Raw genomic sequence first — 26,138 nt, 5'->3', positions numbered from 1 at the left:
AGTTATATGCTAATATTTTTAACATTCTTTTTAGCTTATTTAATTCTAAATGTGTATGAAAATTATTATAGAGATCAAGAAAAATTATTTATCACTACTAAATATGCTAAAGATTATCAAAAACTATGGAAACATTTTCAATTTTGTCAGTGGACACTTGTATTTGTTTATTTAGTCATATTGATATTTAAACCTGATGAGTTTATAGAGTATGTAAAGTACACTAATTTACTTATTACATTTTCACTATTTTGGACTATACTTTATGATGGTGGATTAAATTTACTTAGAGGATTACCATTTTTTAGAGTATCTACTCAAACACAAAGTTTTGTAGAAAGAAACATAAGTTTACTTGCTAAATTTGTGCTGTTAACAGCATCTATCATAACTTATCTGGTATTCTTTGTATGAGAATAACTATAGAACACACAGTATATACTCCTTATAGAAAAATTACAAACGAAATAGATAGTGATGATTTAACACTTGATGATATATTGGGCATACTTGAAGGTATGTTAAGAAACTTAAATTACTACTTTGAAGGTCATTTAGATATAGTACCAGAAGAGAAAGACAATGAGGAAAATACAGAAGATATGAAAGAAATATTAGAATTTGAAGTGGAAAGTTATTACTGTCCAGAATGTAGAGCAGAAAGAAAGTATTTAAAACTGGAAGAAAAAAGTAGATGGTTTGATAATTATTATACTACATTTTGGGTATGTTCATATTGTGGAAACAGAAGAATGATATATGAACAATTAAAGGAGAATGAAAATGGCTCGGAAGAGTAGAATTTATATTAAACCTTCTAAGAGAGGTACATTTACAGCCGCTGCTAAAAAAAGAGGATTATCGGTAAAAGAGTTTGCCAGAAGAGTTAAAAATAATCCAGGTAGATATTCTAAGGCAATGGTAAAGAAAGCAATATTTGCGTTAAATGCAAGTAAATGGAAGAAGGGGAGATAATTATGTTTGATAAATCTTATGAAAGATTAATTAAACATGAGGGTGGATATGTAAATGATCCTGATGACAAAGGAGGAGAAACTTATAAAGGAATATCTAGAAGATATAATCCTAACTGGGAAGGTTGGAAGATAATAGATGAATATAAATCTAAAGGAAAGTTATCAGAATTAAAGAACAATAATGAATTAGAAAGGTTAACAGCAGAATTTTATAAAAAAGAGTATTGGGATTACTTTAGATTAGATACATTACCAGAAGTTATAGCTGATGAAATATTTGAACAATCAGTTAATTTAGGTAAACAAAGAACTACTACATTTATTCAAATAACTTGTAATATTTTGAATAATAATCAGAAGTTATATCCAAATGTTAAAGTAGATGGTAAATTTGGAGATACTACATATAATACGCTATTAACCTGTATAAAAAATAGAGGTACCAGATTAGTATATAACATACTTAATATTTTACAAGGTTCTCATTATATAGAAATAATGTTAACTAATGAGACACAAGAGAAATTTATAGGTTGGTTTAGTAGAATAGATATAATTAAACAATAGGAGTATTTATGCCAATATGGGATACAATTACAAATGCTATTAAACCTATAGGAGATATAATAAATAATTTAACTACTACTGATGAAGAAAGACTAAAAGCACAAATAGAGTTAAAGAAATTAGAAAATGAAATTACAAGTAAGTTAATCGAATTAGAAACTCAATTAGTGGAAGCTCAAAAAACTATTATCACTGCAGAAGCTCAAGGACAATCCTGGATACAGAGAAATTGGAGACCAATTACTATGTTAACATTTCTTATACTTGTAGTTTTAGATAGTTTAGGAATATTAGCTTATAGACTATCAAATGAAGCATGGACATTGCTTCAAATAGGACTTGGTGGATATGTTGTAGGTAGAAGTGCTGAAAAGATTATTAAGGAGTATAAGAAGTGATATGCCAGATATTAAGATTAATAAATTTAGAGGATTACTGACAGATGTAAACGACAGTGAAGCATCATTAGAGTTTTCTGAATATATAGATGCATTGATATTAGAAAATAGAATAGAAGCTAAAAAATATGTATTAGAAGAGTTAGATAGTTTTGATGAAAATATATTAGATTTACAAGAAATAGTTTTAGATGAAGATAAATATGCCTGTCAATTAAAAAGCAATGAATTTAAAAACACCTACCAATATGATCCTCAAAGATATTTGTTAATAGCACACTCCAATAAGATTGTTATCAAAAACAATAATTTAACTCAAGAGTTTCCCATAGAAGGTAATTATAGACGTGCTGTTAACCATGAAGGTAAAGTATATATACTTACTGATAAGAAGTTTTATGTTCTCAAAAGAATTAGAAGATATAAATTTCCTGTACTTAGAAGATATGAGAATATAGAACTGGTAGAATACTACCCTGAACCTACGTTTCTGGATGGTGTTCAAGTTAGTTTTTTACCAAAAACTACTGTTACTATACTGGATACTGAAGTAACAGTAAGTGTAGATCAATTAGAACTAGTATATTATCCATATAACAATGGACTTGTGAAGTTTAATGGGAAGGTACATTTGTTTAAAAATGGTGAGAAAATTAACTCCTTGCATTTTGATTTAGAGCTGGTAGGAGTATACATTGTTAATACACCTACGTTGACGGTAGCGAAACAAACAGTACGATTAGAATATCCCATAAATAATTGGAATTTGAAATTTAAACTGCAGAACGGAGGAGAACTAGAGCTAAATCAAGTATTAATAAACTTTGTAAATATAGATAAAAACTATTTTAATCTGACTAGTGTTAATGATCCTGTATATGGCACAATAGTAAGAGTTGGTTTTAAAGGTGATTTAGTAACAATGTATAATATCTTAAAAAGTATTAAAGACAATCCAAACCTAGTTCATAAAGCTAATATCCATATAGAGACAGACTATAGCAAATATCCTTATTCCGAAAGATTAATTAACAGCCCATATTTAGAAAAAGAGGTATATATAACTTATCTACTTGATGATAATACTGAATTACTTTATAAGAAATATAAAACAGAAATTGAAAACAATCCATTTGTAATTGAAGTTTTAATACCAATTTATAACGAGCTATTATATAAGCATATTATTGCTATTAGAGTTTATATTAAAATGGATCCAGATACACAACCTGAAATGGTAGCTAATTTTAATATATTCGACAAAGATAATATTCCACAATATCTATTTATAACAACATTTGTAGATTTTTACCCAAATATTGATAAGTTAGCTAAAAGGCGGTTAATAGCGGATAAGTATAGTCTTTCTGGAATATATTTAACTCAAACATTAGGAGTATATGATAAAGAGCCTATAAAACATTTTGATGATATTACAGTAATTAAAGACGTACCATTTGTAACTAAAGCTAATAAGATTTATTATCCAGTTATAGGTAATGGAGTAATAACTAAAGCATTTTATAATATTATTCCACAAGTAGAAGGTAACTTGCTATTAAACATAAACAATGATTTAGGAGTTTATTATAACAATGTATTAACAGTGATACATATATCTAATGAAGATGAATTGTTATTCTTTGTAGAAAAAGATAGAATTTCTCTCATTATAAATGATTATAAAGATTATTTAGAAATACCAGAAGGATTATTAATACTTAGTAGTAAAGGACTGTATTTGTATAATACTCAAAATATTGTAGACATAACTGAATATATGAGTGAATTAATAAAAGAAAAATATGGAAATTTGAATGTAACATTTAATCCATTAAAAGAAGAAATAATTCTTATTGAGAATAATGTACTGTATATATATGATCCTAAGGCTAAAACCTGGAGACTAAATACTTTAAGAGATGCTGTTAAAAATATTGTCTATACAGAACAATATGGATTAACAGCGGTAAGTAGTAATAAACTATATCAGTTAAAACTAATACCTGAAGTATGCAAAATTCGTTCAAAAAAGATAAATTTGAATGAACCATATGTAAGATTTAAGGTTAACAGCATTGTATTTGATGGTAAAGGTAAAGCTAAAGTTTATATTAATAACAAAGAATATAAACTGGATTTAGAAAATAAGAGATTAGATATACCAATAAGAGATAGAGTATTTAATAAATACATACAATATGAAATAGAATTAGAACCCGATACAGTACTAAATACCGTATCAATCAACTATGAGGCATTTAGATATGATATTTAGAATTAAATCTAAAGATGTTAATACTAATTTGATTGATTTAGAGAAAAAGTATTATAAGTCTAAATTAGAGAATAAGAAACTAACTAATGAATTAAATAGAATTAAAAAGGAAGTTAAGAAGATTAAGGAAGGAGAATAGTTATGCCACTGGGAGAGATTTTAGCTATTGCTTCTACAGGATTATCGTTTATAGATAGATTACTAGGATATTCTTCTGAGAAAAAAGCTCGTCAAGAAATGTTAAAACAATTAGAAAAGGCTAAAATTGATGAAGAAGAAAAGAAAGCATTACTTAATGAATTAGATCGTAGTTATAATACAGCTGCTATTAACGAAATGAATAGAGCTTCATTGGGATTATCAGCAATACTAAATCAAGATACTTATAGAGGACTATTGGGTAGTAAAATACTTGGTCAGAGAGCTTCTGATAGATTAAAACTATTACAAGAAATAGAACAACATAACAAAAAGATAGAATTAACTAAGGCTGAAGTACCATTTCCTACTCCTCCTTCTTTGTCTTCTATACCTCTCAATTATTTAAGTACTAAAGTATTAGTTAATACATTTGAAAATATGTTACAGGGAGAACAAAATAATACTCAGAATACTGTTAACAGCACACCAACTGTGAAAGGTACCAGTCCTAATGATTTAAATGTAAATCTTGCTTTACAGCAATCCAATAATAGTACAGCTTTTGATGTATTATCTATGACTAATAGATTAACAGATAATAGTTTAAACTTAGAAGAACAAATAAGTTATAATCCTTTCAGTTTAAAGAACAAAAAAGGTACGGTAGGCAGACCATCAGGAATAATGCTGTTAAACAAGGGTATGAGTTTACAAGAATGGTTAAGTCGATAGGTATAACTTATGAAGTATTTTAATAATGACACAAAACAGAGAGAACCAGAACCATTAGAAGCTCTAATGAGTATTCTTCCAGCTATAGAAAGGTTGGAAGAATTTACAGCTAAAAAAAGAGCAGAACAAAAGTTACAGGAGTATGGGAAATTAGCATCCAGTATGTTTGATACAGCCAGTGATGAAGAAACTTTACTGAAAGCTTATAAAGAGTATTATACAAAAGTATTAGGAGATACTAGTATACCTACACAATATAAACACAGTATATTACAGTTAGGAGATATATACTCAGGACTTAAAAATCAGGAAATGAAAGCTAAAGAAAAACAACAGGATATTAAGTTAACAGAAGACTTATTAAGAAATTCTAACTACATATTTAATTACAATGGTAAAACTTATAAAGGTAAAGAGTTATTGGACGAACTAGTTTCTGGAGGATATTCTAAAGAAAAAGCGTTACAACTGATTTCTAAAATAAAACCACTAGATGTATCTTATTCAATAGTTCCTACGGGTATAGATAGTAGTAAAAACAAATTACTTAATATTGAAGTTCGTAAGTTATATATAGACCCATATACAAAAGAACCAGTGGAAGTGGAAGGGGAAAAATCTTTAGTAGCAAGACTAAAAGGAGGTAGAATAGGCAGTGCTATTAAAATATTCGATGAACAAGGTAAACCGTATACAGGAGCATTGTGGGGAGATGTATATAAAACAGTTAATGAGCTTGTTAGAGAAGAAGAAGCTTATAGAGATAGACAAGAAACTAAATACGCAATTAGATTTTCGGATCCTAGATTTGTACAACCGTTTGATCAGGAAGTATATGTTAAAGATGGAGATAAGTATGTACCTTATGAAGGGTTAATTGCATATCAGATAGGAGCTTCTCCTTACGGTGGTGATATAAAACTAAGATTTATAGGTAAAGGTAATCAAGAAACTGTGTTTTATAAAAAGGAAGGAAATAATTATGTGCCTTTAGATTTAGTTGATGTAAAATCTATGGAAGCAGTAACTTCATCGTTTGCTAAAGCTCCTGATTTTGGAAGTGCTTTTGTAAAATATGCTGATTTGGAGATAAACAAAGATCCATTTTTGGGTGTTCAAGAACATTTGATTAAACTAAATAGTTCAGATAATAGTAAAGAAAGTCTAGAATCAAGACAGACTTTAACCTTTTCTTCTGATCTTGTAAATAAATTGAAAGAACATGGAATTGGTCATTCTAAAAAATATCAAGACGCAGTAACATTGGGTGATGTTTTAACAGCAAATAATATATATGGGAAAGATAAAAAGTTTCAGAAAGACGCCTATAAAGCTTTAATTAGAAAGTTTATTGGTTTTTTGAACAATGAAAAAGTAGACAAAGAATTAAGAAAAGAATTTTTAGTTAAAACTGCTAATTATCTTTCTAGTTATATAGAGTTTTTGAAAGAAAAATATGGAGATAGTTATGATTCTAGCGCTATGGAAGAATTAAAAACTAGTATCGATAAAGCATACGTTGAGCTAGAGAAAAAAGGTAAAATATATTCTAAACTTTCTGAAATAAACAATTCTTCTGACAGTGATACCGAAGCCAGAACAATCGATATTCCTTTTTAAATGGTAAATATAATAATTAGAGGAGTTTATGCCAGAACGAGTATTTACTAAAAGCGAACTTACTAATTTAATGTTAACTTCCAATAATAATAGTGTACTTTCTGCTGTTAACTTTCTAAAAGAAAAATATTTTTTAAGTGATTATAAAGCAAGAATACTTTTAGCAGAGATTACATATAATAAAAGAAAATTTCCTACAATAGAAGAACTAGATAAAGCTTTTCCAAGAATTTCACAAGTATCTGATTTCGCTGCTCAGGTAGATAAAGTAGAAGAAGAGTTTTTTAATATTAAAAATAAAAAACTTGGAGTTTATCCTACATATGTTAATAGCAAGTATACTTTACAGGTAGATGATGATTTTCCTGATTTAGACATATTAATAGACAGAATTAAAAGTTATCCAGTCATAGGAGATGCTGTTAAAAAAAATAATGAAGATTTACAAAAAATATTAAGTACTAAGGATGTGGATGCTATTAACGAACACTTGCAAACATTTCCTGAAAAATCAGAAGCAGTATTACAGGGTTATTTTCTTGCTAATAATAGGTACCTTGATAGATATAAAGAGCATTTAAAGAACTTTGGTGTTGACACTTTTCTATCACGTCTTACAATGGGTTTTGCTAAAGGAGTAATAGAAACTATACCTTTATCTACAAATGTAACTACAAAACCATTGGGTTTAGTTAATGAAGAAGAAATATTACAGACAGTTAATGCCGTATCTCAATTATTCCCTGAAGTTACTAATAAGGAATGGTATAAAAATACAGTAAAGAAGAATGTAGACGAAATATCTAAGTTAAAAGAAAAGGAAATAGGGCTGGGACTTAATTTATATGATATGGCTAATCTTTCTGATATGGCTGGTTTGTCGCTATCTATGGTACCAGCAATGTTTCTTCCATCTCCTACAAAGTTTAGTGCTGGGGCTAAAACGTTTGGTACATTATTCAAAGAATATAGAGCAGCTAATTCATTTATAGGAGCTACTTTTAAGGCATTTGGTAAATCAATTCCAATGTATACTAGACGTATAGCTGATGAATTTATAAAATCAATGATATATCAAACTCCTGCGGGTGTAAGAGATTATTTTGAAACTCCTAAAGATCAGAGAACCTGGTTTTATGATATATTCTTAAATAGACAGCTAGAGTATGTTAGTGAAGTAATGTTAGTAGAAGGTTCTCCTTTAAGTATCTTGGGTAAGAAATTTTTTGCAAAAGAAGCTGCTAAAAAAATGGGAGATATGGTATACAATACCTTTGTTAATATTGCTACTGAAGAAATAACTAATATGGCTCAGGATTTAGCAAAAGGTACAGATACTTCTTTCTTTAATGTAACAGGTAGAGAAGATAGACCATTTTTTAAGTGGGGTGAAGCTCAAAAGGATGCTTTATTGTTATCAGCATTATTTGGTAGTTTTCATTTAGGAATGTCAGCTATAGGTAAAAGTATTAATCAAATTACAGAAGCAAAGAAAATAGGAGAATTCGCTTTAGAGTTTTTAAGAAAAAACAGATTTTTAGTAATAGCAGATGGATTATACGATTTAGCATCAACAGGACAACCTGCTGTTAATAGCACTCAAAAAGTAGTAGCTTCGATTGCGGGATTTGCAGATGATCAAAGTGATCAAGGTATAATAAGAAACTTTGGAAATTTAGCAAATGAGTTTTTTGAACTAGAAAATAAATTAATAGAAGATAAAAAAGGAAAAGGAGTAACTAGAAAAGATTTATCTTTATCAGAAAGAATGACTATAAGATTACAGGCATTACAAGAGTTTTTAAGTACAGCAGCTAAGTTAGGTGAAGATAAAGTTATTACAGAAAAGCGTGAACAGATTAGAAAACAATTTGGGGGAGAAAGAGGAATACAAAGACTTAGAGAATTGACAGAGTTATTTAATAAAAAACCAGAATTAATTGACGGACTTGCAGAAGCTATTGCAAATAGTTTTACAACCAAAGAATTAGAGAACTGGGAAGGTATTAAAGATTTTACTGATCAATTGGGAATAGAAGATAGCAAAAAGGGAAGCTTTATAAAAGAAGCTGGTAGACTTCTTAGTGAATTATATATGAGAAAATATTTAGAAGCAGGTGAATTAAATAAATTAGACGAAGAAGATTTAATAATTTTGTCTTATGGATTGGGGATAGAATTAAATGATCAGAATAAAGAAAAATTACAGAAAATGTGGCAAGATTATTCTTATTGGGCTGATAACTTAGATCTTGATAAAATTACTGCTCAAAGTTTATCATTTACTTCATTTAAAACATTAAAAGGTAGTTATACTATTAATCCGTTATTATTACAGAGAAATTTACTGCAATATGTTAAACAAAATCATAAAGAATTAGAAGAATATGCAGCAATAGAGTTTTCTAATTTAGATAAATATCAACTGTTACTTGAGTTAGTTAAAGAGATAAATAAAAAATATCAAACATCAGAACTAAATCAGATTATAGAAGAATATGATAAAGCATTAAATGAATTAAACAATGCAGATACTAGAAAAGCTATTAAAATAGTTAAAGCTAAAAAATTACAAATATTAAAAGCATTAAGTAAGGCAACAGTAAAAGCTAATGATTTAAATGGACTAGCTTTAAGAAGAGCTGCTATTAAATTGTACAACACTTTAACTACTGATGATTTGGAAGCCAAATTAGGATTAGAGAAAGTTGTACAGGGAGCTAAGTTGGATTATATAGACAGTATGATGGAAAAAGATTTAGAAATTGTAGAACAGGTAGAAGGGTTAATAGCACGGTTGGAGAAAAAACTTCAAGGAATAGAAGTAAAAAAAGAAGTAAAAGAAAGAGTAGAAAAAGAAAAGAACAGGTTATTGGATTTTAGAAGAAATATAAATAACAAGTATGAAAAAATGAGAGAAGAGGCTAATGATGCGTTAGCTGATTTTCTTCTAGAGTATTTTGAAAACTATGGTAAAATAGATGAAGATGTAAAGAAAGCTATTAAAGAAAGAATAAAGAAAATAATGGCTAATGAAGATAAAGACGCAATAAAGAAAATAGAAGAAATAGGTAAAAGTATGTTTAAGAACTTTACTATGTTCTTTAAAATAGGAGATTTAAATGATGCTTATGTGGTGAGTTTAATAGAAAGCGTAGCTAGTCTTAATAAAAAAGTAAGAGACTTTATTAGTGGTAAATATGAAGCTAGTAAACCTAAAAAAGGAACTGTAGAAGTAAAACCTGAAAAAGAACAAGTACCTCCAAAAGAGAAATCTAAAGAAGAAATAGAAGCAGAAACAGAAAGGAAAAAGAAATTAGAAGAAACAAATAAAAAACGTACCGAAGCTGTAATAGAAATCAATAAATTAGTAGATGAAATAGTTACGGATGGGAATAATATAGGAGTTACTGAAGGAAATCAGGAGATTATAAAAAAGGTAAATGACAAATTAAAACAGTATGAAGATAAAAGTGCAGAATATACTACACCTCTCTTAGAATATGTCTTAAGGTTTTTAGATACTTTACATGATAAAAATCCTAATACTTTAAGTGTAGATGAAGAAGCTTTTTTAGATGCAGTTAAAACAGTATCTGAAACCGATGATGCTAATGTATTAAAAACAGCTGCAGATACGCTTTCGAGACTTATCATATGGACTTTTAGAATTAATCATAAGGAAGTTCAACAGTACAAAATATTTCGTGATGCTTATGAAGGTAAAGATAAAACTCCTAAAGGTAGACTTATAACTCCTCTTGAATACGGATTAGAAAGACAAATTTCAGCTGTATTAATATACAATATATTTTTCAAAGGTAATAAAGAAGAGTTTAATAAAGTTGTTGAATTATTAAAGAAATTCTTTGGAGACTTTACAGTAGCATTATCTAAGGATCAAACTGGAAAGAAAACTTCTGTATTAATAGAAGGTTTTAATTACGATAGACTTGATCAGTTTTTCAAAAATGTTATTAGAATGAAATTACCTTTTCTAGCTTCTGTAGACGATTATTCTTTACTTACAATACTATCTGATCTTTTTATGATTAGACTTGTACAGGGGCTTAATGAAAGTAGAATGCCTTCTGTGTATACAGCATTAGAGAATGCTGCTAAAATAATGAGTGAAATGGGAATTAAAGAACAAGCTATATTAGAAACTTTAACAAATATAGCTGAATTATTTACAGTTATAGATGATATTGTAATTGGTAAATTGGATCCAACAAATGTTAAAGATTATGATTTTATAGCTAAACGTGTAGAAGTAAGAAATAAAATAAGTGGAATAATTAAAAAAGTAAAAGTAGAGAAAGCAAAACAGGAAAAGGTTAAAGCAGAGAAAAAAAATAAAGACGAAAATGAAGGTAAGAAAGAAGGAGACAATACTCAGGACAATACTCAGAATGAAAGAAACAAAATTGAAAAGGTTGTCAAAGATGCTGTTAATGGTATTAATACAGGTACAATACCAACAGCTTCTGTTCAAGAAAAAGAAAATGTAAAAGAACAAGAAAATATAAAAGAAGAAGAAGCACCTAAAATTGGCAAATTAGAAAATTATTTGCTAGGAGTACTAAATGAAACATTTGGTTCTACGGGTACTTATGATTTTGATAGAGAAGAAGAAATAAATAAAAGAATAAAAGAGTATTATTATGAACTTAGTAGATTTATAGAAAATGAACCTCCCTCAGAAACTAATAAAAGACTTATTCAACGTATAGAATTACAGAGAGAAGCTGCAAAAATATTAATAGAGGGTAGTAAATGGTTAGAGGAGTTAGAAATATTTAAAAACAACGAAGAAGCGTATAGGTCATTTTTATCAATGCTATTACCGTATGCTGATTTTGAAAAATATGCAAGAGCTAGACTTGAACTTTTATTAAAAGATCCTGAAAAATCTAAGACATTAAAAACAGTGACATTAAATAAATATTCTAAAGAGGTTTCTGATGAAGATGGTAGTACATTTAAAGAAATCTTGAAAGTGGAAGCCAATAAAAAAGGTGCTGTTAAAATACAAAGAACTTATAAAATAGGAGACAAAGAAGTAAATGTTACTTTTGAAGTTAAAAATACAAAGCAATACTCGTTAATAGCAACTGCTGAATTAAAGGAAGAAAATGGAGTATTAAAGTTAGTATTTGATCCTGAAAAAGCTTTTCTATATGAGCTTTTAATATTGGATAGATTTCGCCCTGGATATGTATCTAAAGCTGCTAGTGGATTAATATATGAAAGACTTAAAAATATAACTTTCGAAAAAGCAACTCATATTTCTCCTACAGCTAGAACAGTAGTATTTAATGCTGTTCTTATAGAAGAAGGATACCGAGATAAAAATGGTAAAATTTATTATACATATATTGATAGTAAGAAAGGTACAGGAGTAAACAAAGAAGGAGTAAAAGAATTAGAAATACAAGATGGGGGTACATATCAATTAAATAATATCTTAACAGCACCTTATGAACATTATTTACATGTTTTTACTTCTAATTATGGTGCTAAAAATAAAGAATATATACGAGAAAACTTTTTAAGTAAATTAGAAGACGAACAGTTATATGAGCTTGCGTTTTTGTTAGATGAAATAAAATCATTTGCTAGTAGTATCTATGATGGTGATTTAGAAAATATAGGCACCTCGCTGTCAAGATTGATGCGTCTTATTATGGATGAAATTGTTGATAGGAAAAAGGTTACTTATGCTGATGTTTTAGTGTATATAGCAAAATATAAAGGAGAAAAAGAAAAACAAGAAACAGAAACACCAAATGAAAAACAAGATAAAGATTTAACAGCACAAGCAGAGACATTAATAGAAGAAATATCAACAGAAAAAAAAGAAGAAGGAGAGGAAGAAAACAAAGAAGAAAAAAATGAAATTGACGTTGACTTGTTTTTAAATACAGAAGAAGATTATGGAACTTCTGATAAAACCATAGAACAAAAAAATGATGAAGATCCAGAACTTTATCCTGAAAACGAGAATGAAATAGACAGAAATTTATCTGATTACTATAACTTCTTTAATTTACTAGAACTGTTTAATAAACTAGGAGTAGTAGTAAAATATGAGAAAATAGATGAAGTAGCTTATTATAGAGCTAGTGATAATTCTGTTGTAGTAAATGAGAAATATGCATCAGGAAGTATTCCAGATAGATATATACTAAGTAAATTACATAGAATATTAAGACATGAATTAGGACATGCTTTACTTACTTCAAGTAATATATTGAAAAATACTAGTTTAACTTATACAAAAGATTTAATGAAAGTAACTGACAGACTTACAGAAGTATATGAGATAATTAAAAACAATAGTCCTAAAGATGCACTTGAAATATTGATTAGTAAAGGTTATCTATTTGGAGATGCTGTTAAAAAAGAAGTTAAAGGAGTATTAGTACAACTAATACAAGATATACAGGAAAGTAGATTTTTAGAAGCGGTATTTAAATGGGAAAATAATAGAGTAAATGAAAGTTGGGATGAAATATTAACTTCTATTTACACTCAAACAGATGAATTACTTGTGCAGTTAATGTATGTACTTAATCCATTAAATAATATAGAAACTAATCTATCTAAAACTGTGAAAAATAATCTATTTAGACAATTTAGAATGATTATTTCAAAGTTAATGTATGAAGTGATAAGAAATCTAGAAAAACTTCTTAAAGTAAAAGTAGATAATAACTTACTTAAACAGTTAAATACAATATTAATATCAATAGAAGCAGATTTTGTAGTTTATGAATTATTAGCAAAACAAACATTAGATGAATTGTTAGGAATTAAACAAAGTAATATTAGACAGATATCTAAGGGTACCATAAAAACAGTAACAGCAGAAATAGACAAAGAAGAACAAAAGATATCTAATCCTACAACACAAGAAGAGTTAAATAAAAGAGAAATAGGAAATGGTAATGTTGAAACAGGAAACAGTACAAGTAAAAAAAGTGGTGATGTTGATGCTACACAAATAGAAGATATGGATGTAGGTATCTTTGTGCCAACATATAATTCGGTAAAAGAGTTAATAGAACGTGGAGCAAGTATAGAAGAAATAGAACAAGCTATGTTATCTGATGATATATTTAAAAACTTAATAAATACCATTAAAACTAATAAAGCAGAAGAATACTTAAAGAAAATAGAAGATGGTTCATTTTTAAATGCACTTAAACAGCAATTAGATGAAACAGAAGATAAATTAAAACAATTTGAGAATATAGTTTCGTTATTAATACAAAAAGAGGAATTATTTAATTTTCCTATGGAAGAGAGTTTAGAAGAGGAAAGTGAAGAACTAAGATTAAAAGATGAAGGATATATATCTGGTATTACTCCTAATAGTATAATGAAATTAATAGAAATTTTAATGGAGATAGATAAATCTTATAGAGATGTTAAGAAAAGTGTAAAATTAATGGATTATATAAGACTTGGAAAAGTAACATTTACAATATTATTTGAATATTTAACTAATCAAAGACATAGAGCATTAATAAAATACATTAAAAAAGCTATACATTATGATTATTCATTTGCTTCTACATTAAAATTACTTGCAAGGGGTAAAATTGCAGAATTGTTCTTAAAACTTGGTAGTTTTTATGATTATAAATTAGCTGATATTAGATATGATCCTTCAAATAATATATTTAGTTTACAAATTAAAGGTGCTGGTAGTACAAATTCTAAACAGGCTAGAATAAATACTGTAAGAGAATATATACAGTTTTTAGACTTTTTACCCGAAATATTGAGTTTAACTGGTTTAACAGCAAATGATTTTGAAGTATTGCAGTTAAGTGAAATAGTAAAGCCTGGATTTAAACGTACAACAGAAGAAGAAGAGCTAGAAGCACTTTTAGAAGAGGTTACATCAGATATAGAAGAAGGTTATACTCCTGCTAAAAAAGAAGTAGTTCAGCCAGTATTTCTAAATGAAATAGTAGATAAAATAAATGTAATGGTAAGACAGTTATTTAATGGTGCTAATACAGTATATTTTGGACATTTTGCTGACAAGAATACAGTTCCTTTACTTAGATTTAATGATAAAGTATCTCTACTAAAGTTTGCTGTTAAAATGTTAAAAGTTTATAGAGCATATCTATATACGTTAAATATTAGTCCAGAAATCATTGATAAACTAGAAAAGAGAATAAACCAATATATAAATATACTTGAGAATATTATATCTTTAGATACTGATAAAGTATTAGAAGAAGTTAAGAATGTAGTAGGGCAATTAAAAGAGAAAATGGGTACACAAGTTATTGAAAATGACAGTAATCTACAGGAGATTAAACAACAGTTAAGAGTTCTTATAGCTAAATCAGATATAAGTAAAAGTGCTAAAACAATTTTAACAGCAGTCTTAGACTATAAAGATATTAATTATACCATTGTAGCATTTTCGTTTCCTAATGTTCAAACTATTACTGTGGGTACTTTATTGGATTATATTTCTAAACATTATTTAAGTAGTACTAATTCATTAAGATTTTTAGCTAATCAAATATATAATCAAACATTAAAAGAAGAATTAACTAAAGAAGGAGAATTAACTTCTGGTGAATTATCTTTAATGGTATCTATAGCATTTAGAACTTTGTTAGAAGATTTGAAATTAGGAGCTAAATATAAATCATTAGATGATATATCTAAGTCTAGTACAAGACTACTTCGTAATGATACTGCTATTAACATTATAGAGCTTTATAAAAGACATATTATGACTTCTGCTAAAATAGGAGGCTTATATAGTCCAGAAATGATGAATAAAGAGTATTTGTCTATTAATGAGAAATTAGTATCATTAGCTGATCCATTATTTGAACAAGAAGAATTAACAGCAACAACAGATGTAAATCAACCATATTTCATAGGTGAAGATGGTGAGATATATATAAGAGCTATATTCATAAGAACTAAAAAGGGAGAAAGAGTTAATAAAGTAGGTATATCTACTTTAGACGGTGCTACAATGGGTACTTTTAGAACAATTAACTTCATTAGAAAAATACAGGGAGGAGTATTAAGAGGAGCGTTGAAAAATTATGTTTATAATAGAGAAGATGGATTATATCTAAAACATGCTATGTATTACTTTGCTAAGAATGATCCAATAAACCAAGCATTAGAAGAGAAAGGTATAGGACTGGTAATATCTGATGAAGCTGAAAAACATAAGTTAAAAGAGTTGCATTATTATGATAGTATAGAAAATGCATTAAACTCAAGTTCTATAAAGACATATTTAATTAAACTGAGAGATATACATAGAAATAAAGAAGGAGCTTCTACAGTAAAAGAAGTAAAAGGTTTATCTCAATTACTTAATACCACTGGTATATTAATAAATCTTAATCCATCTTATTCAGAAGAAATGGAATATTCGATAATAGATGAAGAAACATTTAAGATTAAGAAAGTCTCTGGTGTAGATGCTGTTAAAATACTTCAAGATTATATGAGTTCTTTATATGAAGAACCTATAAAAGAGTTTACTGAAAGATTTATTACTGGAGATAACAGTAATAAAGCAAGATTAATAGAGTTATTTAACTTTCTTAACAGCACATATGAAGATAAAGAAGAATATGGTCATGATATATTAGTACCATTACTAGATACAATAGCTAATAATATTGATCCAGAAGTTTCTACATATGGTGAACTAGCAGAAATAATTAAAGGTAATAGTTTAGAAACTAAACTACTTACTATTCAAAAAATCAAAGATCAGCTAATTTACATGAACCATTTATATCCAATATTTGGTTTACTTGCTCATTATTTAAACTCTAAGTTTAGGACTGCTAGAAAAGCTGGACAGAAAGGATTTGTGTCTGTATTAACTCCTATTACAACTCCTTATGTAACAGATGCTATTAAAGTAGCTACTATTAGACTTTTAGGTAGAAGTCCTAGATTAAAAGAAGAAGCTCCAGATTTATATAATTTCTTAGAAGAAAATAAAGATTTATATGAGAAAATGAGAAAATTAACATTGGATGTAGCTACTGCACTAGCACTTCTTAGAAACAATACTGCTGAAGTATTAGAAATAACTAAAAGAGATGGTAGCAAAGAGACTAAAAACACAGTGGATTATTACAGAGAATTAAACAATGAGCTGTTAAAAGTATATGATGAATTAATTAATAAACTAAGAGAAAGTAAATTAAATCAACATCAAATATGGCAATATTATTTTGCTAGTGATTATAGTTTAGGTTATGGATATACCGTTTATTCTATAGATGCAATGAGTGATTATTATAATCCTAAAAACAAAGGTAAAGAATTTGAATTTATTCCTAATGAAAGAGTAATTCAATATATTATTCCTTCTGATAGTCAAGCTTCTATGACTGGTTCTAGAGTATTAGCATTTTTACCTGAAGGTATTGTACCATTGCAGAGCGTGATAATGAACTCTGAATATGCTCAAGGACTTGCTGGTAGAGATTATGATATAGACGTTATTTATACTATTTATAAAGCATTTGATAATCCCAAAGAAAAGGCTAGGTGGGCTAATGTATCAATGATATTAGAACAACAGGTAAAAAGATTTGTAGATAATTTATACGATATTATGTATGAAGATTTTACAAGAGTATCTCAAGATGAAAATTTTTTAGAACCAAGTGAATATGAAAGAGAATATATATACAATAGAATTAAAGGCGAAATGTTTGAAGGTGGTAAAAGATATGTAGAAAGATGGATAGTAGAAAGTAATTATCAAGCTATTGCAACAAAACTTACATACGCAGATTCTAATGATCCTTCTTTAAAAATGCAATATGAATATGTTATTGAACAGTTAAAAGCAGTATATAACGCTGTTAAAGATAAAGTAAATATACCTTCTAATACTTTCGAAGGTTTTATAGAAGCTATATCTAATCACTCAGAAAATATTGAGTTTTTAAAAGAGCTATCTAGTACGTACAAAGGGATACTATTTAGAGAAATAGAACAAAGAGCTACACCATATATAGAGAAAATAAAAGAAGTTAAAAGAAATATTCAAAAAGAGTTTAGTAATCTTAAAAGAACAGAAGAATTCTATGAGAAAATGGACTTGATATCTAGTCAACATAATAGATTAAGATGGATGCAAGTGTATTTAGGAGCTAATCCTTTCTTACTTATGTCTTCAGAAAAAGAAAGTGCTTATTTCCATCCACTAGATTTTGAAGCTATAAAAGTATCAGCAATGTATGAAAAGAATATTGGTATTATTATTAGGCTAAGAGAAATATTTATGTATAGAACAGTAGTAAATCAAGATGATCTTATATTAGAAGACTGGAATAGAAAATTACTTATGCTGTTAATAGCAACCAACGATAATGTGGACTTCCCTAAAAATGATAATAAGTTCTTTTATTTATCTGAAGCAGCAATATTGTTTAGAAAATTGAAAAATAGAAAATTAGGAGAAGGAGATGCTGAAATTGAAAATACTCCTGGTCATGAACCTTCAGATTCGCTTAATTATAGAGACTTTAATAGAATTACCATAAATACACCTACTGCATTTAATATACCAAGATTAAACAATATATCAGGTAGTAGAGATCTTTATAAACTTACTATAATGCATAAATTAGCTAAACTATTACTTAAAGAGATGAAAAGTAAGCTTAGAAGTAAAGATACCAATGAATTTCTTAAAAGAAACTTAGAGCAAATACTTGGTATGAACAAAGGAGAAATAAAAGAAATATTTATAGATTTTAATAACTATTTAATTACTCTTAAACTTTCTGATGGAAGTAAAAAAGATATATCTATAACTAACATGATTTATTTCTCTCCAGCAGATTATGAAAAACTAGTCAAACAGTTACCTATTCTACATATATCCAATAGACAGGGACAGTTATTTACAATGATGCAAAATATTTTAGAGACGTTGCCTGATGAAGCAAATATGAAAGAAAAGTTAACAAATCTGTTAAGAGAGCATTTAGAAATGGCAATAGACAAAATAGAACTAGATAGATTACAGTTGTCTGATATAGTTAGAATATATGGTCAATTACTGGCTAATAGGGCTATATTTAATATTTTAACAAAGCTGTTAAAACTGTATGGACTGGGTGAAGTAAAAGTGTCAATAAACAAAGGTGGTGGAACTGTAACTGAATATGATAGAATTAAAGAAGATACAAAGAAGAAATTACCTTATTTGATACCATTTTATAATGCAGTAGAAGAATGGGCTAAGACTAAATCTACTCCATTAAATGATGCTAAAAATCTTATTAAGTTATTAGCAATGGGACTAAATAGTAAAATACAATTAGAAATAGGCAATAAAGTAAGAACCATAGGTCAAGCTATAGCAGATGTATATAATGAAGCATTTAAGGTATTAGAAGTAGCTAAAAGATATGGTAGGAAACTGAGTTATTTACCTCCTGCAGAAGCATGGTTTTATAGAGTACCTGGATCTACTCAAACTTATAATATTAGTGATGTATTAGATATTGAAGGTAGATTTGATAATCGTTTAGCTAAACTATTACAATATCCAGAAGCATATTTAAGCTTTTTACTATCTTTATCTCCTAAGATAGAGAGTAATAAAATAAAAGGGGAAATGGTAAGAAGAATTGTAGAGCTTATTAACTCACTACAGTTATTATATCTTGGTAATAAAAACCAATTACATCAATATAGATTACATGATTTTGAGATAATAGGTCAATACTTATTAGAAAAATTCTTTGAAGACAATATTAGTGTAGAAGATATTGTAAAGAATTTAGGTACCCAGAGTGTAGTTACTGGTACTAGAACTTCATTTTCACAATATTTTTCGTTAATAGCATCTAATGGAGATATGTTAGTAATAGATGTTAGAGATAATAAAATCTATTTACTACCTGCTGTTAACTTTAATAAAACATTAAAAGATGGTACTTCTAAAATTTCTAGTCTTGTACAGAATATTTTACTTAACAGTGAAGCACCAGATAGAGACAAATCTAGTTTAATAGATAATTTAATAGCAGAGAAAATTATAACGGATTATAGCAATTTCACTGGTTATAGACAGAACAAAACTATACTTAGAACAATAGAGAATGGTAATTTATTTAGAAATATGAATGAGTATAATGCTGACGCTTTGATTGCTATTGATAAAGAACAGGGGCAGGCAGATGCTAATAAATTCTTTAATGAATTCGATAGAGTAAATAGTAACTTAGGAAACTTAAAAATTTACGTACCTTTAAGTTCTAAAGAACTAACAGAAGAAAAGAAGGTATTTTTGGCTAGTAGATATATAGAAGACTTTTTAGTAAAGAATGATGCATTTATTAAAAAACTGGATAAAGAAGCAAGAGAAGTATTTTTAAATACCGTTTTATCGATACCCGCTTTAATATCTCCTGTACCTGACAGTAGTGTAAAAGTAGTATATAGTTATCAGATATCTAAAGGAGGAGATGTAAGAACACTTAGAATAGAACCACCACGTAATAAAATTAATGAGATAGGATTATCAATTATTACAGGTGGAGTATTTGAAAGAGCATTAATACTATCTAATATCTTTACAACTGCTATTAACAATTATATTGAAAGTCAAGAAATGGATGTGAAGTTAATTTCTCCATTACATGCAGAATATGTTAATGTTAGTAATGTTAAGAGTATAGATGAAGGTAAAAAGAGTTTCCCATATCAATATAGAGCTGAAGGAGATTTATACTATGATAAACCAAAAGCTCTTAGAAAATCATTTGAAGAAGGAGATTTCAATGAAGAAGAATTTTTGAATGATATAAGACAATTAGCTTCACAAGTTGCTGCTAAATATAGTGTAGAAGACGCAAACTATGTGAATAATGTAGAAGCACAGGCAAGAACGCTTTTATTAACATATAAGGACTCTCAAGATAAAGAAACTCAAGATTATAACAGAGATAGGTTACTTGCATTTTATACATCTTTTTATATTGAAAAAGATAGAAAGTTAACAGCATTCGAAAAGATGTTAAAGCATCCCTGGATGAGAACATTTTTACTTAAAGCTAGAATATTTTCTAATAGACTATTTAGTATTTATACTACACTTCCTAAAGATTTGATGATGAGTTTTAAAATAACTGATAAATATTCTGAAGAACCTCAAGATTTCTTATTTGATATGATGGATGTGGCTATAAGTTCTGCTGCTCATATAGGAGATCAATATTTAAGACCAGATTTATATTCATTAACAGATGTGTTCTTCTATAAATTAAGTAGTTTTAATAATGAAATAGGTAGTTTTAAGGAAACTATATTTAGAGCATTGAATGTAGTATTCCCATCTGCTGGTAAACAGAGAACTATTAAAGAAGATACTGAATATGAATTACAAGAAAAGAGGACTGAAAAGTTATTAGATTTTATTGGTATGTTTCCATATATAACTTTTGATATAGAAAAAACAGATAAAGGTGTACAAATTAAGTTATTTAGAATTGTAGGTACAAGTGAAGAAATAAATTATATAAGAATGGACGTAGAAGACCCAGTTAGAATATTAGAGAGCTTTATAAAAGCATTTGAAAATCAGTTAATGAGAGTAAATTATATAACTGGTCAAGAAATTGAAATGGATAGTCTAACAGAAGCATTTAATTCTTCATTTAGAGATGCATTCACAAGATTAAATAGTAAAGATGCATTAAGGTTTTATTTAGAAAAACATGCAAGTAAATTACAAGAACTTAAAGAGTTTATAGATAAAGAATATAAAGGAGATAAAGAAAAGTTAAGACAGGATTTAACTAATGCATTTATCTTAAAAGGGGTAGTAACTCAATTTAGAAAGTTGTTATCAAGAAGTAAAGCATATTATACAGCATTAGAGAAGACTGGTAAACTTACAAAGGGTGAAATAGTTTATATACGTAATGAAATACGTAGACTAAATAAATTAATCGAAACATTAGCTTATGGAAGTGAAGTTAAGAACAAACATAGAGTAGTATTGAAGTCTAATCTCTATATACCTAAGGCATTTAATAGACAAGAGTATATCGAGAGAGTGTCTTATAGTTATGCAGTAGCTTTATTTGTTAAAACAGAAAGAACTGGTAGAATAAGAGATGAAAACGGAGAATATACAGAAGAATTTTTAAGTGAATGGAATTCAATTAGGAGAAGATTAATAAGACAGTTAAAAGATAAAAAAGTAGTATCAGGACTGTTATATACTCAATTTGATCAGTATTTAACTGATATAAAGAAATCTGATTTAAGATTAAGTTATATGACGCTGTTAAGTGATTTAACAGCAACAGTAGAAGATAGTATTAAAGGATATTATACTATCAATTACTTTAAACATGCAGAGTTGTATGAAAATGAATATGTAAGAAATAAAGTAAAAGAGTTCTTAAAATCAGAAGAAGTTACAAGTAGATTAAATACAACTATAAAGAGTGTAGATGAATTAGAAGTAGGTGACGTTATAGTTTATTACGAACCATCAGCAGAAGATGGATTTGTAGAAAGTGGAGATTATGCATTTATAGTTAGAAGAATGAGAGTAGAAGAAATAAATGGTGATGATATAGAATTATCTTATATGACATTAAATAAAGAAAAAACTATTACAGTTAATAGAAATACACTTATGGCTATGCAACTGGGTGGTAATATGGTAACAGGTATGGTGGAAGTAGTGACTGATAAAGATAAAAGTGGTCTTCCAGGAAATGGTAGAATATGGCATTTAATAAGAGTTGTGCTTGGTGAAGGTATGTCTGTATTATTTAGAGGTTTTTTAAACGTATATAAATCTAGAATGGTACAGAAAATAGGTACCAAATTTAAACTTGGAGAAGACAGAGTAGGTTACTTCTTTATTAGAGAAAACAATAAGTATATAGCAAGTCAAATAGCAAGTTTACTTAAAGAAGATGAGAAAAGAGCAAAATACTTTAAGACATTAGGTTCTGTATCTCAAATATCTCAGAATATTTTACTTGATGTTTTATACAGTGGTCAAATAGATACAAATAAAATATTTGACTATATGATTGATAATAAAAACATTTTAACTAAATGGAAGACACAGTATCAAGCTTTAAGAAATGCCAGGAGATTAAATAGACATGCTGATAGTTATACAGAGGCATTAAGACAGTTAAATGAATTTACCAAGATACTTGAACAAAGATTTGCTTTACCAGAACTGGAAAGAGAAGGAAAATATACATTTGAATATGTCCAGAAGAGAGAAGAAATAAGTCAGATAAGAGATTATTTGAGAATGAAAGTAGATTTAACAGCACTTGAGTTAAATGAGACATTTAGGAAAATTGAAAGTGATCCAGAATTAAAAGAAAGAATGGATGAAATTTACGGTTTATTTAAACAGTTAGCTGATCAAGGTAATTTTGCATTAGTTTATAACGTAGATAAAGATTATGCACATTACATATATCATAAGTATTTAAGAGATACATTTATTAACAAAAGGCTTGAATATATTAATGAAGTAGAAGGTTCTATTAGACAATTATCATTTAATGTCAGATTTTTACAAGCTTATAATTTAACTAAGAATTTTGATATGGCACTTAAATTTGCATTAAGAGGAGTAGTATTAGATCATGCTTTATATGATAGTTTACATAGAGTAGTAGCCAGTCAAACTGAAAGAGGAGCATTTTTACATGCGTTAAGACATTATAATTATAACAGGATGATTAACTTTATACTTTTAAGTAAAGAAAATAAAGCTGCAATAAAAGCTTATGGATTAGGAAGGCTATTAAAAGATTTCTTCAAGAGAGAAGAAAGATACAATCCTACAGCAGAATTTACTAATTTACTGTTATTTAATTATCTAATGTTTATGATTGGTGCTGTAATACCTGGTATAAGATGGTTTATGAACCCAATACTATTGACTATGTTTACATTGTTAGAATTTGCAGTATATAATATTATAGAACCTGAGGATGATAAAGAATTAGAAAAAAGATACAAAGAATATGTAAGATTAAGAGAAGTATATGATAGTGAATATATGTTAGAAACTATTAAGGAAGAATATGATAAAGCTATTAAGTATGCTATTAGAAAAAAGAACAGGGATAAGTATGCTTTAATATCATTTATGTCTTTATTTAGTGGTTTAGGTATGTCTTTAACTACTTCATTAGCATTGTTTGCTTATGATAGTATGAAAAATAAGAGTGTTAAGGAAGCATTTGATAGTTATATTAATTTAGGAGCTGTACAAACATTTCTAACTCTATATAGTGCATTTAAAGATGTAACAAGTATTAATAGATTTGCTGATTATAGATTTATGGGATTACTTTCTAAAGAACTTACTGGTTTGTATTTATATCCTCTATATGGAGATTATTCAGTAGATTTTACTGATTTTATGTTTAATATCTTTACATTGGGAGCATATGGAAGAGTTAAATATAGTGAAAGGGGAGAAGTTGAAAGAGCTAGAAGAGAAAAAAGAAGGGAAGAAGAATTAGAAAAACAATATGACTTATTGGGATTGGATAAATCGGAGATTTATCATAGATGACCTGTAAACTTTGTAATAAACTTGCTGTTAAAGATGGTTTATGTAGAATACACTTTATAGAGTATAAAGAGAGTATATTTTTAGATAATACTTCTTGTGATAGAAATATGGGTATATTACAATGGTTGAAATATATGTATCCAGAACATTATAGACATGAATTTAACAGCGGTCATATACAGGTATTATTGATGTTACTTAGATTATATGATCCCAGATACATTAATAAACAACATAGATTAAGAGAACTTATAGCATTTAGAGGGTTTGCTAAAAGTAAATTAATATTTGGTTTAGTTTCCTATTTACTGGCTCATAATGGTCAAATAATGAAAATTAAAGCAGAAGATGGTAAAGTATTCGATGTTAAAATTAATGAGAAATATATTGTAATATTTTCAGAAACTGCTACAATGGCAGAAGATTTTGTGGTTAATATTAGAGATGAGTTTATAATTAATCCAATGTTAAAATACTTCTATAAGCTAACTATAGAAGAGGCAGTAGATGATACTACAGGACAGTGGACTAAAAAAGCTTTTAAGATTAATAATTGTTTTATAGCTGGATTTGGTGCTAAACAACAGGCTAGAGGTAGAATTAAAGGTGCTTATAGACCTACATTTGCTTTCTTTGATGATATATATTCGGAGAATAATACGATAACAGCAGAAAGTAGATTAAGTATTAAGAAATGGTTTTATAACAGTGCTATTAACTCAGTAGATGATTTGTTAGGTAAAGTATTTTTAGTAGGTACAATAGTACATGAAGATACGGTACTTGTAGAATGTGAAAGATCAGATACATGGAAAACATTAAAGTTTTATCCTATGGATTTATTAGATTTTCAAAAGGTAGTTACAGAACATGTTGCTGTTAATACAGATATGAGAATAGCAAAATTACCATTTGACGATGAAAAAGATGAATTTGTTAAAATAGAAAAACAAAGAAACTTTTTTAAGAGCCTGGAAAACAAATATAAAGTATTATGGAGTGATAGAGTAGGATTATATGAATTAGTCTTAAAATACAAAGAAGCTATAGAAAATCAGAATATAGCTGGTTTTTATCAAGAATATTTTCATGAAGTGGTACCACAAGAATTAAAGAGATTTAACAGAGAATATTTTCAAAGGTTAGAAGACTATGAAATTAAATATGAATATGGATATTATTGGTTAATAGAGAAAGATAAAAGACCAATGATAATGAATATAGAAATAGGAGTAGATATAGCAGGAGGTAAATTAGAAGGAGATAATACAGCTATAACTGTTGTAGGAATACTTCCTGACGAAAGAATATTAGTTCTAGAACAAGTTTATGGTAAAATGTCTATAAGAGATAGAAATACACAAAAAGGTTATATAGATGAACTATATAGACTTGCTGTTAAATATAAACCTTTGAGAATTAAAATAGGATTTGGTGGAGGACATGAAGGAGCAATTATAGAAGAAACTAGAAGAGTATTTATCTCTAAAGGTTTATATACAACTATTGTGGCTAGACCACAAAATAGAAGTGAAGGAGAGAAATTTGAAAGAATTGAAAGAACATTACTACCTTTCTATGAAGCATATAGAGTATATCATTTATGTGATACCAGACAGTTAGAATATGAATTAGAATTTTTAAGAAAAGCTAAAAATGATGACTGTACTGATAGTTTGGAAGTAGCTTTATGGAATGTAATTTATCCTCCAAATATAGATATTAATTTCTTTAAGTCTAATTCAAATAAAAGGTTTGATTACTATACACCAAAAGTAGAGGATTGGATAGTAATTTAAATGTTAAACAAA

11 protein-coding genes are annotated in these 26,138 nt (G+C 27.8%); all 11 read left to right on the top strand.

What is annotated here, in order from left to right:
* The first annotated feature begins 6 nt into the window (after positions 1-6).
* The 11 genes from HPY57_13140 to HPY57_13090 are packed head-to-tail and all read left to right on the top strand — an operon-like array spanning position 7 to position 26,126.
* Positions 7-414 (top strand): hypothetical protein, encoded by a 408-nt coding sequence (locus HPY57_13140; protein NPV12725.1) that lies wholly within the window; start codon positions 7-9, stop codon positions 412-414.
* The gene (locus tag HPY57_13135; GenBank protein NPV12724.1) at positions 411-800 is read left to right on the top strand and encodes a hypothetical protein; all 390 of its coding nucleotides are present in this window, start codon (positions 411-413) and stop codon (positions 798-800) included. Before HPY57_13140 ends, HPY57_13135 begins: the two co-directional genes overlap by 4 nt.
* Complete coding sequence (locus HPY57_13130) at positions 784-975, top strand: hypothetical protein (protein ID NPV12723.1); 192 nt, start codon at positions 784-786, stop codon at positions 973-975. Before HPY57_13135 ends, HPY57_13130 begins: the two co-directional genes overlap by 17 nt.
* Positions 976-977: 2 nt before the next feature.
* Complete coding sequence (locus tag HPY57_13125) at positions 978-1,544, top strand: hypothetical protein (GenBank protein ID NPV12722.1); 567 nt, start codon at positions 978-980, stop codon at positions 1,542-1,544.
* Positions 1,545-1,552: 8 nt separating this feature from the next.
* Positions 1,553-1,942: a hypothetical protein gene (locus tag HPY57_13120; protein ID NPV12721.1), complete on the top strand. Its 390-nt coding sequence runs from the start codon at positions 1,553-1,555 to the stop codon at positions 1,940-1,942.
* 1 nt (position 1,943) lies between these two features.
* Entirely contained in the window at positions 1,944-4,220 is a 2,277-nt protein-coding gene (locus HPY57_13115) for a hypothetical protein (GenBank protein NPV12720.1), read from the top strand.
* The gene (locus tag HPY57_13110; GenBank protein ID NPV12719.1) at positions 4,210-4,359 is read left to right on the top strand and encodes a hypothetical protein; all 150 of its coding nucleotides are present in this window, start codon (positions 4,210-4,212) and stop codon (positions 4,357-4,359) included. The genes HPY57_13115 and HPY57_13110 overlap by 11 nt, the downstream gene beginning before the upstream one ends.
* 2 nt (positions 4,360-4,361) lie before the next feature.
* Positions 4,362-5,093 (top strand): hypothetical protein, encoded by a 732-nt coding sequence (locus tag HPY57_13105; GenBank protein ID NPV12718.1) that lies wholly within the window; start codon positions 4,362-4,364, stop codon positions 5,091-5,093.
* Between the two features lie 9 nt (positions 5,094-5,102).
* Positions 5,103-6,713 (top strand): hypothetical protein, encoded by a 1,611-nt coding sequence (locus HPY57_13100; GenBank protein NPV12717.1) that lies wholly within the window; start codon positions 5,103-5,105, stop codon positions 6,711-6,713.
* Between the two features lie 28 nt (positions 6,714-6,741).
* A complete protein-coding gene (locus HPY57_13095) occupies positions 6,742-24,327 on the top strand; it encodes a hypothetical protein (protein NPV12716.1) in 17,586 nt (5,861 codons plus the stop codon).
* Positions 24,324-26,126, top strand: coding sequence for a hypothetical protein (locus HPY57_13090; GenBank protein ID NPV12715.1), 1,803 nt, complete (start codon positions 24,324-24,326; stop codon positions 26,124-26,126). Before HPY57_13095 ends, HPY57_13090 begins: the two co-directional genes overlap by 4 nt.
* The last annotated feature ends 12 nt before the right edge of the window (positions 26,127-26,138 follow it).

The organism is Ignavibacteria bacterium (assembly GCA_013177855.1).
In the GTDB taxonomy this organism is placed as follows: Bacteria; Bacteroidota; Ignavibacteria; order Ch128b; family Ch128b; genus Ch128b.
Note: the sequence above shows the minus strand (reverse complement) of the source record. Positions and strands in the feature narration are given on the sequence as shown.

Excerpts from the sequence above, each read along its gene's own strand:
- HPY57_13105 (NPV12718.1), top strand. The coding sequence starts at position 4,362 with ATGCCACTGGGAGAGATTTTAGCTATTGCTTCTACAGGATTATCGTTT.
- HPY57_13135 (NPV12724.1), top strand. The coding sequence starts at position 411 with ATGAGAATAACTATAGAACACACAGTATATACTCCTTATAGAAAAATT.
- HPY57_13110 (NPV12719.1), top strand. The coding sequence starts at position 4,210 with ATGATATTTAGAATTAAATCTAAAGATGTTAATACTAATTTGATTGAT.
- HPY57_13125 (NPV12722.1), top strand. The coding sequence starts at position 978 with ATGTTTGATAAATCTTATGAAAGATTAATTAAACATGAGGGTGGATAT.
- HPY57_13095 (NPV12716.1), top strand. The coding sequence starts at position 6,742 with ATGCCAGAACGAGTATTTACTAAAAGCGAACTTACTAATTTAATGTTA.
- HPY57_13120 (NPV12721.1), top strand. The coding sequence starts at position 1,553 with ATGCCAATATGGGATACAATTACAAATGCTATTAAACCTATAGGAGAT.
- HPY57_13090 (NPV12715.1), top strand. The coding sequence starts at position 24,324 with ATGACCTGTAAACTTTGTAATAAACTTGCTGTTAAAGATGGTTTATGT.
- HPY57_13100 (NPV12717.1), top strand. The coding sequence starts at position 5,103 with ATGAAGTATTTTAATAATGACACAAAACAGAGAGAACCAGAACCATTA.
- HPY57_13115 (NPV12720.1), top strand. The coding sequence starts at position 1,944 with ATGCCAGATATTAAGATTAATAAATTTAGAGGATTACTGACAGATGTA.
- HPY57_13130 (NPV12723.1), top strand. The coding sequence starts at position 784 with ATGGCTCGGAAGAGTAGAATTTATATTAAACCTTCTAAGAGAGGTACA.
- HPY57_13140 (NPV12725.1), top strand. The coding sequence starts at position 7 with ATGCTAATATTTTTAACATTCTTTTTAGCTTATTTAATTCTAAATGTG.